Origin of the sequence: Pseudomonas sp. PDNC002 (assembly GCF_016919445.1) — a bacterium.
Taxonomy (GTDB): Bacteria; Pseudomonadota; Gammaproteobacteria; order Pseudomonadales; family Pseudomonadaceae; genus Pseudomonas.
In genome coordinates, this window is record NZ_CP070356.1 from 4,929,313 (window position 1) to 4,943,547 (window position 14,235).

The following is a 14,235-nucleotide window of genomic DNA, read 5'->3' on the forward strand; positions in this document are numbered from 1 at the left end:
CTTGTCCGCGAAATCCCGGCAACGCCGGGACAACAACATCGCGGAGAAGCTCCGCTCCTACAAATGCAGCTTTCCCGCTCGTGGAGCCCCTATGACCATCCTCGGCACCCAACTCAACACCCGTTCCCCGGAATACGCCGCCAACGCCGCGACCATGCTGGAGAACGTCCAGGACCTGCGCGCCGTCCTCGGCCGCGTCCACGAAGGCGGCGGCGCGGCCGCCCAGGCCAAGCACACCGCACGTGGCAAGCTGCTGGTGCGCGAGCGCATCAACCGCCTGCTCGACGCCGGCTCGCCCTTCCTCGAAGTCTCCGCCCTCGCCGCCCATGAGGTGTACGGCGAAGACGTCGCCGCCGCCGGCGTGGTCGCCGGCATCGGCCGCGTGGAAGGCGTGGAATGCATGATCGTCGGCAACGACGCCACGGTGAAAGGCGGCAGCTACTACCCGCTGACCGTGAAGAAACACCTGCGCGCCCAGACCATCGCCCAGCAGAACCGCCTGCCGTGCATCTACCTGGTGGATTCGGGCGGCGCCAACCTGCCGCGCCAGGACGAAGTTTTCCCCGACCGCGAACACTTCGGCCGGATCTTCTTCAACCAGGCCAACATGAGCGCCCAGGGCATCCCGCAGATTGCCGTGGTGATGGGCTCCTGCACCGCCGGCGGCGCCTACGTGCCGGCGATGAGCGACGAGACCATCATGGTGCGCAACCAAGCCACCATCTTCCTCGCCGGCCCGCCGCTGGTGAAGGCCGCCACCGGTGAAGTGGTGAGCGCCGAGGACCTGGGCGGCGCCGATGTGCACTGCAAGACCTCCGGCGTCGCCGACCACTACGCCGAGGACGACGAGCACGCGCTGGCCATCGCCCGCCGCTGCATCGCCAACCTCAACTGGACCAAGCAGGGCAAGCTCAACACCCGCGCCCCACGCGCGCCGCTGTACGCCGCCGACGAGCTGTACGGCGTGATCCCGGTGGACAGCAAGCAGCCCTTCGACGTGCGCGAGATCATCGCCCGCCTGGTCGACGGCAGCGAATTCGACGAATTCAAGGCGCTGTTCGGCACCACCCTGGTGTGCGGCTTCGCCCACCTGCACGGCTACCCGGTAGCGATCCTCGCCAACAACGGCATCCTCTTCGCCGAAGCCGCGCAGAAAGGCGCGCACTTCATCGAACTGGCCTGCCAGCGCGGCATCCCGCTGGTGTTCCTGCAGAACATCACCGGCTTCATGGTCGGCCAGAAGTACGAGGCTGGCGGCATCGCCAAGCACGGCGCCAAACTGGTCACCGCCGTGGCCTGCGCCCAGGTGCCGAAGTTCACCGTGATCATCGGCGGCAGCTTCGGCGCCGGTAACTACGGTATGTGCGGCCGCGCCTACGACCCGCGCTTCCTGTGGATGTGGCCCAACGCGCGGATCGGCGTAATGGGCGGCGAACAGGCCGCCGGCGTGCTGGCCCAGGTCAAGCGCGAGCAGGCCGAACGCGCGGGCAACGCGCTGTCCGCCGAAGACGAGGCGAAGATCAAGGCACCGATTCTCGAACAGTACGAGCGCCAGGGTCACCCCTACTACTCCAGCGCCCGCCTGTGGGACGACGGCGTGATCGACCCGGCGCAGACCCGCGACGTGCTCGGCCTCGCCCTCTCCGCCTCGCTCAACGCGCCGGTCGAAGCGACCCGCTTCGGCGTCTTCCGCATGTAATGCTCTTCTCCCCTCTCCCTCTGGGAGAGGGGCCGGGGGTGAGGGACGACCCACCTGCCCAACTTGAGAATGGTCACATGACAGAATTCCAGAACATTGAGCTCGATATCGACCCGCGCGGCGTCGCCAGCCTGTGGCTGAACCGCCCGGAGAAGAACAACGCCTTCAACGCCCAGACCATCGCCGAGCTGATCCAGGCGCTGGACGACGTGGCCAACGATGACCGTGTGCGCCTCGTCGTGCTGCGCGGCCGTGGCCGCCACTTCTGCGGCGGCGCGGACCTGGCGTGGATGCAGGAATCCGTGAAGCTGGACTACCAGGGCAACCTGAATGACGCCCAGCAGCTCGCCGAGTTGCTCTACAACCTGCACCAGCTGAAGAAACCGACGCTTGCCATCGTGCAGGGCGCGGCCTTCGGTGGCGGTGTCGGACTGGCCGCCTGCTGCGACATGGCGCTGGCAGCCGAGGACGCGCAGTTCTGCCTGTCCGAAGTGCGCATCGGCCTGATCCCGGCCACCATCGGCCCCTTCGTCACCAAGGCCATCGGCCAGCGCGCCGCGACCCGCTACGCCATGACCGCCGAGCGTTTCAGCGGCATCCGTGCCCGCGAGCTCGGCCTGGTCGACGAGCACTACCCGGCCGCCGAACTGGACGATGAAGCCGAGGCCTGGATCGCCAACCTGATGAACAACAGCCCGGCGGCGCTGGTCGCCTGCAAGGCGCTGTTCCAGGAAATCGGCGCCGGCGAACTCACCCCCGAACGCCGCCGCTACACCGAAGCCGCCATCGCCCGCATCCGCATCAGCCCCGAGGGGCAGGAAGGCCTGCATGCCTTCCTGGAAAAACGCAAACCGGCCTGGCAGGAGCAAGTCTGATGAAGAAGATCGATACCCTGCTGGTGGCCAACCGCGGCGAAATCGCCTGCCGCGTGATGCGTACCGCCAAGGCCCTGGGCCTGACCACCGTGGCCGTGCACAGCGCCACCGACCGCAACGCCCGCCACGTCGAGGAGGCGGACATCGCCATCGACCTGGGCGGCGCCAAACCGGCTGAAAGCTACCTGCGTGCCGACGCCGTGCTGGCCGCCGCGAAGGCTGCCGGCGCCCAGGCCATCCACCCCGGCTACGGCTTCCTCTCGGAGAACGCCGGCTTTGCCCGCGCCTGCGAAGAGGCCGGGCTGATCTTCCTCGGCCCGCCGGCCAGCGCCATCGACGCCATGGGCAGCAAGTCCGCCGCCAAGGCACTGATGGAAACCGCCGGCGTGCCGCTGGTGCCCGGCTACCACGGCGAGGCGCAGGACTACGCCACCTTCCAGCGCGAAGCCCAGCGCATCGGCTATCCGGTGCTGCTGAAAGCCGCCGCCGGCGGTGGTGGCAAGGGCATGAAGGTCGTCGAGCGCGAGGCCGAACTGGCCGAGGCGCTGGAATCCGCCCAGCGTGAAGCGCAGTCCGGTTTCGGCGACTCGCGCATGCTGGTGGAGAAGTACCTGACCAAGCCGCGCCACGTGGAAATCCAGGTGTTCGCCGACCAGCACGGCCACTGCCTGTACCTCAACGAGCGCGACTGCTCGATCCAGCGTCGCCACCAGAAAGTCGTCGAGGAAGCGCCGGCACCGGGCCTCTCCGCCGAATTGCGCGCCGCCATGGGCGAGTCCGCTGTACGCGCAGCCCAGGCCATCGGCTACGTCGGCGCCGGCACCGTGGAGTTCCTCTACGACGAAGGCAGCGGCCAGTTCTTCTTCATGGAAATGAATACCCGCCTGCAGGTGGAACACCCGGTCACCGAAGCCATCACCGGCCTCGACCTGGTCGCCTGGCAGATCCGCGTCGCCCGTGGCGAACCGCTGCCGATCACCCAGGAACAGGTGCCGCTGAACGGCCACGCCATCGAAGTGCGCCTGTATGCCGAAGACCCGGAAGGCGGCTTCCTACCCGCCAGCGGCCACCTCGCGCTGTACCGCGAACCCGCCGCCGGCCCCGGCCGCCGCACCGACAGTGGCATTCGCGAGGGCGATGACATCTCGCCGTTCTACGACCCGATGCTGGCCAAGCTGATCGCCTGGGGCGAAAACCGCGAGGAAGCGCGCCAGCGCCTGCTGTCGATGCTGGCGGAAACCGCGGTCGGCGGCTTCAAGACCAACCTCGCCTTCCTGCGCCGCGTGCTGGCCCACCCCGCATTCGCCGATGGCGAGCTGGATACCGGCTTCATCGCCCGATACCAGGACACCCTGCTGCCCACTCCGACCGCCCTGCCCGAGCGCTTCTGGCAACTGGCTGGCGAAGCCTGGGTACAAAGCGAAGCCGCCCGTGTGCGCGGCGATGACGCCCATTCGCCCTGGTCCGCCCAGAGCGGCTGGCGCAGCGGCCTGCCGGGGGAAACCGACCTGCACCTGCTGGCCAAGGGTGAATCCCAGGTGGTACGCCTGCGCCATGCCGATGGGCAGCGGATTGCCCAGCTCGACGGCCAGTGGCTCGACGTGAAAGACGGTGAACTGCGCCGCCGCCATCAGGTAATCCGCCGTGGCGACAGCCTCTATCTGGAGTGGAACGGCGAGCTGGTCAACGTGCAGCGTTTCGACGCCATCGCCGAGGCCGAAGCCGCGCATTCGCACCAGGGCGGCCTGGGCGCTCCCATGAACGGCAGCATCGTGCGCATCCTGGTGGAACCCGGCCAGAGCGTCGAAGCCGGCGCCGCGCTGGTGGTGCTCGAAGCCATGAAGATGGAACACAGCATTCGCGCGCCGCACGCCGGCGTGGTGAAATCACTGTATTGCAGCGAAGGCGAGCTGGTGTCGGAAGGTACGGCGCTGGTGGAACTGGAAGAAGCGCCGGCCTGACGCCGGCTTTTGTAGGGCGCATAACGCGCCAGCGTTATCCGCCGCGAGGCAACGGCGGATAAAGCGTTCCGCTTTATGCGCCCTACTCGACTAACGCCGAGGGCAAGCGATTGCAGCGGACAGTCCCCTCTCCCCTTGGGAGAGGATTAGGGTGAGGGGACGCCCCGCTGCGGAGTGCCACCCTCACCCCCGCCCTCTCCCAAGGGGAGAGGGAGTAGTCCGCACCGGCTGACGCCAAGGTTTCATCCTGCATCGAACAGTCCCCTCTCTTCACGGGGGGACGCCCAGTCAGAGGGTTAGGGAGAGGGTGCGTAGCATGACGCACCCTTTTCCCCAGAACACCACGAGGACCGCAAATGACCCTGCCCCAATCCGTCCGCCTCGTCGAAGTCGGCCCGCGCGACGGCCTGCAGAACGAGAAGCAACCCATCGCCGTGGCCGACAAGGTCCGCCTGGTCGATGACCTCACCGCCGCCGGCCTGGGCTACATCGAGGTCGGCAGCTTCGTCTCGCCCAAATGGGTGCCGCAGATGGCCGGCTCGGCGGAAGTCTTCGCCGGCATCCAGCAGAAGGCCGGCGTCACCTACGCCGCCCTGGCGCCGAACTTGAAGGGCTTCGAGGCCGCGCTGGAATCCCAGGTGAAGGAAGTCGCAGTGTTCGCCGCTGCCTCCGAAGCCTTCTCGCAGAAGAACATCAACTGCTCGATCAAGGAGAGCCTGGAGCGCTTCATCCCGGTGATGGAAGCGGCTCGCCAGCACGGCGTGCGCGTGCGCGGCTACGTCTCCTGCGTGCTCGGCTGTCCCTACCAGGGCGAGGTGGACGTGGTGCAGGTCGCCGCCGTTGCCGAAGAACTGCACGCCATGGGCTGCTATGAAGTGTCCCTGGGCGACACCATCGGCGTCGGCACCGCCGGCGCCACCCGCCACATGTTCGAGGTCGTGTCCCAGCGCGTGCCGCGCGCGCAACTGGCCGGTCACTTCCACGACACCTACGGCCAGGCCACGGCGAACATCTACGCCAGCCTGCTGGAAGGCATCGCGGTGTTCGACAGCTCGGTCGCGGGCCTCGGCGGCTGCCCCTACGCCAAGGGCGCCACCGGCAACGTTGCTACCGAAGACGTGCTCTACCTGCTCAACGGCCTGGGCATCCACACCGGCATCGACCTGGACAAACTGATCGACGCCGGCGCGCGCATCTGCTCCGTGCTCGACAAGCCGAATGGCTCGCGAGTGGCCAAGGCGCAGTTGTCCAAGCGCTAAGGCACCTGCCTGGACCTGTAGGAGCGAGCTTGCTCGCGAACAAACCCCGCTGCGGGTGCGGTTCGCGAGCAAGGACCAGGCGTCCCCCTCGCTCCTACAAAAACCTTTCGCGCCTCCTACATCTCGGCGTCCCGTGCCAAACTGGTTCGAAAGAAAAACCGGACGGACGCCCACGATGACACCGCTATGGACCCCCTCCCCCGAACGCATCGCCGCCACCCGCATGGACGCCTTCCGCCGCAAGGTGGCGCAGCAGCACGGGCTTGACCTGCCCGACTACGCCGCCCTGCACGCCTGGAGCATCGCCGAGCGCGAGGCCTTCTGGCTGGCCATCGTCGATACCTTCGGCGTGCAATTCCACGAGGCGCCCACGGCGGTGCTCGAGGAAGGCCCGGAAATGCCCGATGCGCGCTGGTTCCCCGGCGCCACCCTGAACTTCGCCGAACACCTGCTGCGCCGCCGCGACCACAAGCCGGCACTGATCGCCATCAGCGAGGACGAGCGCCGCGAGGTGATCAGCCACGCCGAACTGGCCGCCCAGGTCGCCGGCCTGCAGCGCGCCCTGCGCGAAGCCGGGGTGGGCGTCGGCGACCGTGTCGCGGCCTTCATGCCCAACACCTGGCAGACCGTGGTCGGCATGCTCGCCACCACCAGCCTGGGCGCCACCTGGTCGAGCTGCTCGCCGGACTTCGGCACCCAGGGCGTGATCGACCGTTTCGGCCAGATCGAACCCAAGGTGCTGATCGCCTGCGCCGGCTACCGCTACGCCGGCAAGGTGCTGGACCTCACCGCCAAGCTCAACGAAATCCTCGCCCAGTTGCCAAGCCTGGAGCAGTTGGTGATCGTCCCCTACGCCAACGGCCACACTCGCCGTAGCGACTTCCAGACTGCCGCCCGTGTAAGCCTCTGGGAGGACTTCTTCCACAGCGTCGGCGAACCGGTGTTCACCCCGGTGCCGTTCGACCACCCGCTGTACATCCTCTACTCCTCCGGTACCACCGGCGTGCCCAAGTGCATCGTGCATGGCACCGGCGGCGTGCTGCTGCAGCACTTGAAGGAACACGGCCTGCACGTTGACCTGGGCCGGGACGACACGCTGTTCTACTACACCACCTGCGGCTGGATGATGTGGAACTGGCTGGTTTCCGGCCTGGCCGTCGGCGCCACCCTGGTGCTCTACGACGGCTCGCCCTTCCATCCCGGCCCGGAGCGGCTGATGGACCTGATCGATGCGGAGCACATCAGTGTCTTCGGCACCAGCGCCAAGTACATCGCGGCACTGGAGAAGGCCAACGTGCGGCCGCGCCAGACGCACTCGCTGGAGCGCCTGAAGACCCTCCTCTCCACCGGCTCGCCGCTGGCCCATGAGAGCTTCGACTACGTCTACCGCGACGTGAAGGCCGACCTCTGCCTGTCCTCGATCTCCGGCGGCACCGACATCGTGTCCTGCTTCGCCCTGGGCAACCCGACCGCGCCGGTGTGGCGCGGCGAGCTGCAATGCAAGGGCCTGGGCATGGCGGTGGAAGTCTGGGGCGAGGCTGGCAAACCGGTGCACGGTGAGAAAGGCGAGCTGGTCTGCGTGCGGCACTTCCCGTCGATCCCGGTAGGCTTCTGGAACGACGATAACAACGAGAAATTCCTCGACGCCTACTTCGCCACCTTCCCCGGCGTCTGGGCCCACGGCGATTATGCCGAGGAAACCGAACACGGCGGCCTGGTGATCCACGGCCGCTCCGACGCCGTGCTCAACCCCGGCGGCGTACGCATTGGCACCGCGGAAATCTACCGCCAGGTGGAAAAGATCGAGCAGGTGCTGGAGTCCATCGCCATCGGCCAGGACTGGCAGGGCGACGTGCGCGTGGTGCTGTTCGTGCGCCTGCGCGACGGCGTGGAGCTCGATGAAGCGCTACAGGAACGCATCCGCCAGACCATCCGCAGCAACACCACCCCGCGCCACGTGCCGGCGAAGATTCTCACGGTGACCGATATTCCCCGCACCATCAGCGGCAAGATCGTCGAACTGGCGGTGCGCAACGTCGTGCACGGGCAACCAGTGAAGAACACCGACGCGCTGGCCAATCCGCAGGCGCTGGAGTTGTTCAGGGATCGGAAGGAGCTGGAGAGCTAAGTTTTTGGGGAGCGCCGTGCCTACGCATTTCCCTCACCCCAGCCCTCTCCCAAGGGGAGAGGGAGCCATACGTGCCGGCTGATAGCGCGACCTCTCCCTGCTCCGAACAGTCCCCTCTCCCTCTGGGAGAGGGCTAGGGTGAGGGGCGTTTGATCCTGTAGGAGCGGACCCTGTCCGCGATCGCTTTCCAGCCCCACCACCGTACAGGCCTCGGTTCGCGAGCAAGGACTAGGCGTCCCCCTCGATCCTACGAGAGCGCGGCGGAACAAACCTGTAGGAGCGAGCCTGCTCGCGAATCCGACCGGCAAAATCAGACACCACCCGGATGCGTGGTCCAAGTGGCACTGATCAGGCGTCGCCCAGCGACTCGGTACCCAGCTCGTCCCACACCTCTTCGGCGAGGTGGAAGGTGGCGTTGGCGGCGGGGATGCCGCAGTAGATCGCGCTCTGCAGCAGCACTTCCTTGATCTCTTCTCGGCTCACGCCGTTGTTACGCGCGGCACGCAGGTGCAGCTTGAGTTCACCCTCGCGGTTCATGCCGATCAGCATGGCGATGGTGATCAGGCTGCGGGTGTGGCGCGGCAGGCCCGGGCGGGTCCAGATGTCACCCCAGGCGTGGCGGGTGATCATCTCCTGGAATTCCTCGTTGAAGGCGTTGCGCTTCTCCAGGCTGCGGTCGACATGGGCATCGCCCAGCACCGCGCGGCGGACCTGCATGCCGGCTTCGTAACGTTCTTTCTCGTCCATCTCTAACTCCGGTGTTCACCTGTAGGAGCATATCTCTGCTTCTGCGCGTCGTTTCGCTCTCCCCAGCCCAGGCTACGCACCCCGTTCAGAAGGGCGAGGAAGCCGACCATGCCGACTGACGCCATCGTTTCATCCTGCACCGAACAGTCCCCTCTCCCGCTTACGGGAGGGGGTTAGGGAGAGGGGCATTTGATCTTTTAGGCGCGCAGGAAGGCCAGCACACGCTGGCTGAAAGCATCGCCAGCCTGCACATTCGACAGGTGCGCAGCGCGGAACTCCACCAGCTCGGCACCCGGAATGCGCGCCTGCAGGAAGCGGCCATCCTCGGTGGTAGTCACCGGGTCGGCGGCACCGCAAACCACCAGCGTCGGCGCCGTGATCGCACCGATCTCGCCACGGAAATCGGCATCGCGCACGGCGGCGCAGTTGGCCGCGTAACCTTCCGGCGAGGTCTGCGCCAGCATGCCGACGATAGGCTCGACCTTGCCCGGCTCAGCCTCGGCAAAGTCGGCGGTGAACCAGCGCGAGATCGACGCATCGCGCAGGTTGCGCATGGCCTCGGCACCGCCGCTGAGTACGGTCTCGATGCGCGGATTCCAGATTTCCGGGGTGCCGATCTTGGCGGCGGTGTTGCACAGCACCAGGCGCGAGAGGCGTTCCGGTGCATGGACACCCAGCCATTGGCCAATCAGGCCGCCCATGGACAGGCCGCAGAAGTGCGCGCGCGGGATGTCCAGTGCGTCGAGCAGCGCCAACACGTCGCGGCCGTTCTGCTCGATGCTGTAGGGGCCGGGCGTGACCAGCGAGGCGCCGTGGCCACGGGTGTCATAGCGCAGCACGCGGAAGTGTTCGGTGAAGGCCGCGACCTGCGCGTCCCACATGTGCAGGTCGGTGCCCAGGGAGTTGGACAGCACCAGCACCGGAGCGTCGGCAGGCCCTTCAAGGAGGTAATTCAGATCGCCATCGGCGAGACGTACGGCAGGCATGCAAAGGCTCCTAACGTAAAGACAGTTCTTGGTGTTCGGCCAGTGCGCGCTCAACCCAGCGGCGTGCCTGACCCAGGTAATGGGCGGGATCGAGCAGGCGATCCAGTTCATCGGCATTCAATTGCGCGGCGACCTCGGCATTGGCGCCGAGCACGGTGCGCAGGTGCGCGCCCTCCTTCACCGCCTGCTTGCAGCACTGCTCCACCAGGTGATGGGCGGCATCGCGGCCGATACGCTGTGCCAGCGCGATGCTCACGGCTTCGGCGAGCACCAGGCCGCGGGTCAGGTCGAGGTTGGCGAGCATGCGCTCGGCGTCGACTTCCAGGCCCGGCACAAGGGACAGCGCCTGTTGCAGCGAACCGGAAACCAAACAGCACAGCTCCGGCAGGCTCTCCCATTCGGCATGCCACAGACCGAGGCTGCGCTCGTGCTCCTGCGGCATGGCGGAGAACAGCGTCGAGACCAATCCCGGCGCACGGGTGGCCGCGCCGATCAGCACGGCAGCGCCCACCGGGTTGCGCTTGTGCGGCATGGTGGACGAACCACCCTTGCCCGGCGCGGACGGTTCGAAGACTTCGCCGGCCTCGGTCTGCATCAGCAGGCTGAGGTCGCGGCCGAGCTTGCCGACGCTGCCGGCGACCAGGCCGAGCAGGCTGGCGAACTCCACCAGCCGGTCGCGCTGGGTGTGCCAGGGTTGCTCGGGCAGATGCAGGTCCAGTTCTTCAGCGAGTGCTTCGGCCACGGCGAAGCCCTTCTCGCCCAAGGCGGCTAGGCTGCCGGAGGCGCCGCCGAACTGCAGGCACAGCAGACGCGGCTTGAGTTCGTTCAAGCGCTGGCGATGGCGGGTGATCGCACCCAGCCAGCCAGCGATCTTCATGCCGAGGGTGACCGGCGTGGCGTGTTGCAGCCAGGTGCGACCGACCATGGGCGTGCTGGCATGGGCTTGTGCTTGAACGGCGAGCGCGTCGGCCAGTTGGGCGAGATCACTCTCCAGCAACTCGATGGCGGCACGCAGTTGCAGGACCAGGCCAGAGTCCATGGCGTCCTGGCTGGTGGCTCCAAGATGCACGTAGCGCTCGGCTTCGTCGTCCTCGGCGGCGATGCGCTTGCCCAGCGCCCTCACCAGCGGGATCGCGGAATTGCCGGCGCTGCAGATGGCCTGGGCCAGTGCCTGGAAATCGTAGAGTTCGGCGCGGCAGGCGGCGGCGATGGGTGCCACTGCGCTTACCGGGATCACGCCTACGCGGGCCTCGGCACGAGCCAAGGCGGCCTCGAAGTCGAGCATTCCCTGCACCCGGCCGTGGTCGCTGAAGATCGTGCGCATGGCGGGCTGGGTGAAGTAGGCGTCGAACAGGTGGTTGGTGCTCACGGGTTGGCTCCGGAGATCAGAGTGCGTATGCGGGACAGTATGGCGTGTTGGGCTGCCCTCACCCCAGCCCTCTCCCAGAGGGAGAGGGAGCCGTCTGCAGCGAGAAGATATTCCGGCATGCATCCTGAGGCTTCAGGAGGTGCACGCACTTGTCGCCACGCCGAACGGTCCCCTCTCCCTCCGGGAGAGGGTTAGGGTGAGGGGCTCTTGATCAAACGCGCTCAACCACCAACGCCACACCCTGCCCCACACCCACACACATGGTGCACAGGCCCAGCCTGCCACCAGCCTTCTGCAACTGATGCACAGCAGTCAGCACCAGCCGCGCACCACTGGCACCCAGCGGATGGCCGAGGGCAATGGCGCCGCCATTGGGGTTCACCCGCGCATCATCATCGGCGATACCGAGTTCGCGGGTGACCGCCAGCCCCTGTGCGGCAAAGGCTTCATTCAGCTCGATGACATCGAACTGACCCATCGACAGGTTCAGGCGCTCCAGCAGCTTGCGCACCGCTGGTACCGGGCCGACGCCCATCAAGCGCGGGGCGACGCCGGCGCTGGCCATGCCGAGCACTTTCGCACGCGGCGTCAGGCCGTGTTTCTTCACCGCTTCGGCACTGGCCAGGATCAGCGCCACGGCGCCGTCGTTGACGCCCGAGGCATTGCCGGCGGTGACGGTCTTGCCTTCGCCGTTGACCGGCTTGAGCTTGGCCAGCGCTTCCAGGGTGGTGTCCGGGCGCGGGTGCTCGTCGGTGTCGACCACGGTCTCGCCCTTGCGACCCTTGATCACCACCGGGACGATTTCCTCGGCGAAGTAGCCGTTGGCCTGGGCGATGCCGGCACGCTGCTGGCTGCGCAGGGAGAAGGCATCCTGGTCAGCGCGGTTGACGTTGTAATCGTCGGCCACGTTATCGGCGGTCTGCGGCATCGCGTCCACGCCGTACTGTGCCTTCATCAACGGGTTGATGAAGCGCCAGCCGATGGTGGTGTCCTCGATCTTCTGCCCGCGACCGAAAGCGCTGTCAGCCTTGCCCATCACATAGGGCGCGCGGGACATGGACTCCACGCCGCCGGCGATGACCAACTCGGCCTCACCACTGGCGATGGCGCGGAAGGCGGTGCCTACCGCGTCCAGACCCGAGGCGCAGAGACGGTTGAGGGTGACGCCCGGCACGCTCTCCGGCAAGCCGGCCAGCAGCAGCGCCATGCGCGCCACGTTGCGGTTGTCCTCGCCGGCCTGGTTGGCGCAGCCGAGGTAGACCTCGTCCAGCGCAGCCCAGTCGACCTGCGGGTTGCGCTCTACCAGCGCCTTCACCGGCACGGCAGCAAGGTCGTCGGCGCGCACACCGGCCAGCGAGCCGCCGAAGCGGCCGATGGGCGTGCGCACGGCGTCGCAGATGAAGACCTCGCGGCTCATTCCTCACCTCCCAGCTGGCCGTGGGCGGCGGCAGTGCGAGCCTCCAGGGCACGCAGGGCGGTCAGTTCGATCTCGTTCGGGGCGACGGTTTCGCTCACCTGCTCGGCGAAGCGGATCGCCCAGCCGGTGTTCTCGACCACCTGCTCGCGGGTCACACCCGGGTGCAGCGAGGTGACGATGAATTCGTTGCTGCCGGCTTCCGGTTCCATGATGCACAGGTCGGTGATGATCGCCACCGGGCCCTTGCCTGGGAGGCCGAGTTGCTGACGGTGGTCGCCGCCCTCGCCGAAGCCGACCGAGGTGACGAAGGCCAGCTTGTCGACGAAGGTGCGGTGGGATTGCTTGAGGATGATCAGCACTTCCTTGGCCGAACCGGCGATCTCCGGCGCGCCGCCAGCACCGGGCAGGCGCACCTTCGGCTTGTTGTAGTCGCCGATGACGGTGGTGTTGATGTTGCCGAAGCGGTCGACCTGGGCGGCGCCGAGGAAACCGACGTCAATACGCCCGCCCTGCAGCCAGTAGCGGAAGATCTCGCCGGTGGGCACCACGGTGTCGGCGGTCTCGGCCAGCTCGCCGTCACCGATGGACAGCGGCAGCACGCTGGGCTTGGCGCCGATGGGGCCGGATTCGTAGATCAGGACCACGTCAGGGGACGCGGTCAGGCGCGCGAGGTTGGCAGCCTTGGACGGCAGGCCGATACCGACGAAGCAGACGGCGCCGTTCTTCAGGCGGCGGGCGGCGGCCACGGTCATCATTTCATTGGTGCTGTAGGCGCTCATTACTTGGCCTCCGCGAGCTTGCTACGGAACTCGCTGAAATCTTTCGTGCCACGGATATAGGTGTCGATCCAGGCGTTGAAGGTGTCGCGGTCGCGGGCGATCGGGTCCCAGGCCTGGTAGAAGCGGTTGTCGCGCTCGGAGTAGCCGTGGGCGTAGGACGGGTGCGAGCCGCCGGGCACCAGGCAGACGGCGGACAGCGCCCAGGTCGGTAGCACGCAGGAGTTCATCGGCGCGTTCAGGTCGTCGACGATTTCTTCCACGGTGACGATGCAGCGCTTGGCAGCCAGGGCGGCCTCTTTCTGCACGCCGAGGATGCCCCACAGCAGCACGTTGCCCTTGCGGTCGGCCTTCTGCGCGTGGATCACGGTGACGTCCGGGCGCACCGAAGGCACGGCGGCCAGTTGCTCGCCGGTGAACGGGCAGTTGATGAACTTGATGTTCGGGTTGACCTTGGGCAAGTCGGAACCGGCGTAGGCGCGCAGCACCGCGAACGGCAGGCCCGAGGCGCCGGCGACGTAGGAATTGGCCAGGTCGGCATGGCTGTGCTCGTCGATCTCCAGCTCGCGCGGCCAGCCCTTCTCCACCGCGTCACGCAGGCGGTGCAGCGAACCGACACCGGGGTTGCCGCCCCAGGAGAAGGTCAGCTTGCGCACGCAGCCGGCGCCGATCAGCAGGTCATAGACCAGGTCGGGCGTCATACGCACCAGGTGCAGGTCTTTCTTGCCCTGGCGGATCAGCTCGTGGGAAGCGGCGGTCGGGATCAGATGGGTGAAGCCTTCGAGCGCGACGGTATCGCCGTCGTTGACGAAGCGCTCGACCGCTTCGCGGAGAGTCAGGAGTTCAGCCATGGTCGGTCTCGTTGTAAGGGGTGGTGCGGGTGGGAAAAAGGTACCGCCGGGGGGATTGGCGAACAATGCGATAATCGACTATTGGTGCGAATATCGAACACTTCTCTTAGAGGGCTAACGGACACCGTTTCCTGTCATGGCAGGAGGACCGGCGCCTGCCCCGGTCA

General features: G+C 67.0%; 11 protein-coding genes. 5 read left to right on the forward strand and 6 right to left on the reverse strand.

The features are described 5' to 3' along the window. Positions 1-91 precede the first annotated feature (91 nt). The 5 genes from JVX91_RS22175 to JVX91_RS22195 all read left to right on the forward strand — a co-directional run bounded on the left by JVX91_RS22175 (position 92) and on the right by JVX91_RS22195 (position 7,922). Positions 92-1,699 carry a carboxyl transferase domain-containing protein gene (locus tag JVX91_RS22175; protein ID WP_054907648.1) on the forward strand — a complete coding sequence of 536 codons (1,608 nt, stop codon included), beginning with the start codon at positions 92-94 and terminating at the stop codon, positions 1,697-1,699. Between the two features lie 77 nt (positions 1,700-1,776). After that, on the forward strand, positions 1,777-2,574 hold the full coding sequence (locus JVX91_RS22180) for a gamma-carboxygeranoyl-CoA hydratase (RefSeq protein WP_205336273.1): 798 nt from the start codon (positions 1,777-1,779) through the stop codon (positions 2,572-2,574). Next, positions 2,574-4,535 carry an acetyl/propionyl/methylcrotonyl-CoA carboxylase subunit alpha gene (locus JVX91_RS22185; RefSeq protein WP_205336274.1) on the forward strand — a complete coding sequence of 654 codons (1,962 nt, stop codon included), beginning with the start codon at positions 2,574-2,576 and terminating at the stop codon, positions 4,533-4,535. Before JVX91_RS22180 ends, JVX91_RS22185 begins: the two co-directional genes overlap by 1 nt. Before the next feature lie 356 nt (positions 4,536-4,891). Continuing rightward, positions 4,892-5,794: a hydroxymethylglutaryl-CoA lyase gene (locus JVX91_RS22190; protein ID WP_205336275.1), complete on the forward strand. Its 903-nt coding sequence runs from the start codon at positions 4,892-4,894 to the stop codon at positions 5,792-5,794. A gap of 175 nt (positions 5,795-5,969) precedes the next feature. After that, positions 5,970-7,922 (forward strand): acetoacetate--CoA ligase, encoded by a 1,953-nt coding sequence (locus JVX91_RS22195; protein WP_205336276.1) that lies wholly within the window; start codon positions 5,970-5,972, stop codon positions 7,920-7,922. 348 nt (positions 7,923-8,270) lie between these two features. On the opposite strand, the gene pcaC is transcribed toward JVX91_RS22195, so the two are convergent. The 6 genes from pcaC to JVX91_RS22225 all read right to left on the reverse strand — a co-directional run bounded on the left by pcaC (position 8,271) and on the right by JVX91_RS22225 (position 14,068). After that, positions 8,271-8,669, reverse strand: coding sequence for a 4-carboxymuconolactone decarboxylase (gene pcaC, locus JVX91_RS22200; RefSeq protein WP_205336277.1), 399 nt, complete (start codon positions 8,667-8,669; stop codon positions 8,271-8,273). 197 nt (positions 8,670-8,866) lie between these two features. After that, positions 8,867-9,655 carry a 3-oxoadipate enol-lactonase gene (gene pcaD / locus JVX91_RS22205; RefSeq protein ID WP_205336278.1) on the reverse strand — a complete coding sequence of 263 codons (789 nt, stop codon included), beginning with the start codon at positions 9,653-9,655 and terminating at the stop codon, positions 8,867-8,869. Positions 9,656-9,665: 10 nt separating this feature from the next. Next, positions 9,666-11,024 carry a 3-carboxy-cis,cis-muconate cycloisomerase gene (locus JVX91_RS22210; protein WP_205336279.1) on the reverse strand — a complete coding sequence of 453 codons (1,359 nt, stop codon included), beginning with the start codon at positions 11,022-11,024 and terminating at the stop codon, positions 9,666-9,668. Between the two features lie 211 nt (positions 11,025-11,235). Next, positions 11,236-12,441, reverse strand: coding sequence for a 3-oxoadipyl-CoA thiolase (gene pcaF / locus JVX91_RS22215; RefSeq protein WP_205336280.1), 1,206 nt, complete (start codon positions 12,439-12,441; stop codon positions 11,236-11,238). Beyond that, on the reverse strand, positions 12,438-13,220 hold the full coding sequence (locus tag JVX91_RS22220) for a CoA-transferase subunit beta (protein ID WP_054907656.1): 783 nt from the start codon (positions 13,218-13,220) through the stop codon (positions 12,438-12,440). Before JVX91_RS22220 ends, pcaF begins: the two co-directional genes overlap by 4 nt. After that, the gene (locus tag JVX91_RS22225; protein WP_205336281.1) at positions 13,220-14,068 is read right to left on the reverse strand and encodes a CoA transferase subunit A; all 849 of its coding nucleotides are present in this window, start codon (positions 14,066-14,068) and stop codon (positions 13,220-13,222) included. The genes JVX91_RS22220 and JVX91_RS22225 overlap by 1 nt, the downstream gene beginning before the upstream one ends. Between the last annotated feature and the right edge of the window lie 167 nt (positions 14,069-14,235).

What these genes read in the sequence shown, in the direction of transcription:
- JVX91_RS22220 (WP_054907656.1), bottom strand. Translation starts at nt 13,220, where the DNA reads ATGAGCGCCTACAGCACCAATGAAATGATGACCGTGGCCGCCGCCCGC.
- JVX91_RS22175 (WP_054907648.1), top strand. Translation starts at nt 92, where the DNA reads ATGACCATCCTCGGCACCCAACTCAACACCCGTTCCCCGGAATACGCC.
- pcaC (WP_205336277.1), bottom strand. Translation starts at nt 8,669, where the DNA reads ATGGACGAGAAAGAACGTTACGAAGCCGGCATGCAGGTCCGCCGCGCG.
- JVX91_RS22185 (WP_205336274.1), top strand. Translation starts at nt 2,574, where the DNA reads ATGAAGAAGATCGATACCCTGCTGGTGGCCAACCGCGGCGAAATCGCC.
- JVX91_RS22190 (WP_205336275.1), top strand. Translation starts at nt 4,892, where the DNA reads ATGACCCTGCCCCAATCCGTCCGCCTCGTCGAAGTCGGCCCGCGCGAC.
- pcaD (WP_205336278.1), bottom strand. Translation starts at nt 9,655, where the DNA reads ATGCCTGCCGTACGTCTCGCCGATGGCGATCTGAATTACCTCCTTGAA.
- pcaF (WP_205336280.1), bottom strand. Translation starts at nt 12,441, where the DNA reads ATGAGCCGCGAGGTCTTCATCTGCGACGCCGTGCGCACGCCCATCGGC.
- JVX91_RS22225 (WP_205336281.1), bottom strand. Translation starts at nt 14,068, where the DNA reads ATGGCTGAACTCCTGACTCTCCGCGAAGCGGTCGAGCGCTTCGTCAAC.
- JVX91_RS22195 (WP_205336276.1), top strand. Translation starts at nt 5,970, where the DNA reads ATGACACCGCTATGGACCCCCTCCCCCGAACGCATCGCCGCCACCCGC.
- JVX91_RS22180 (WP_205336273.1), top strand. Translation starts at nt 1,777, where the DNA reads ATGACAGAATTCCAGAACATTGAGCTCGATATCGACCCGCGCGGCGTC.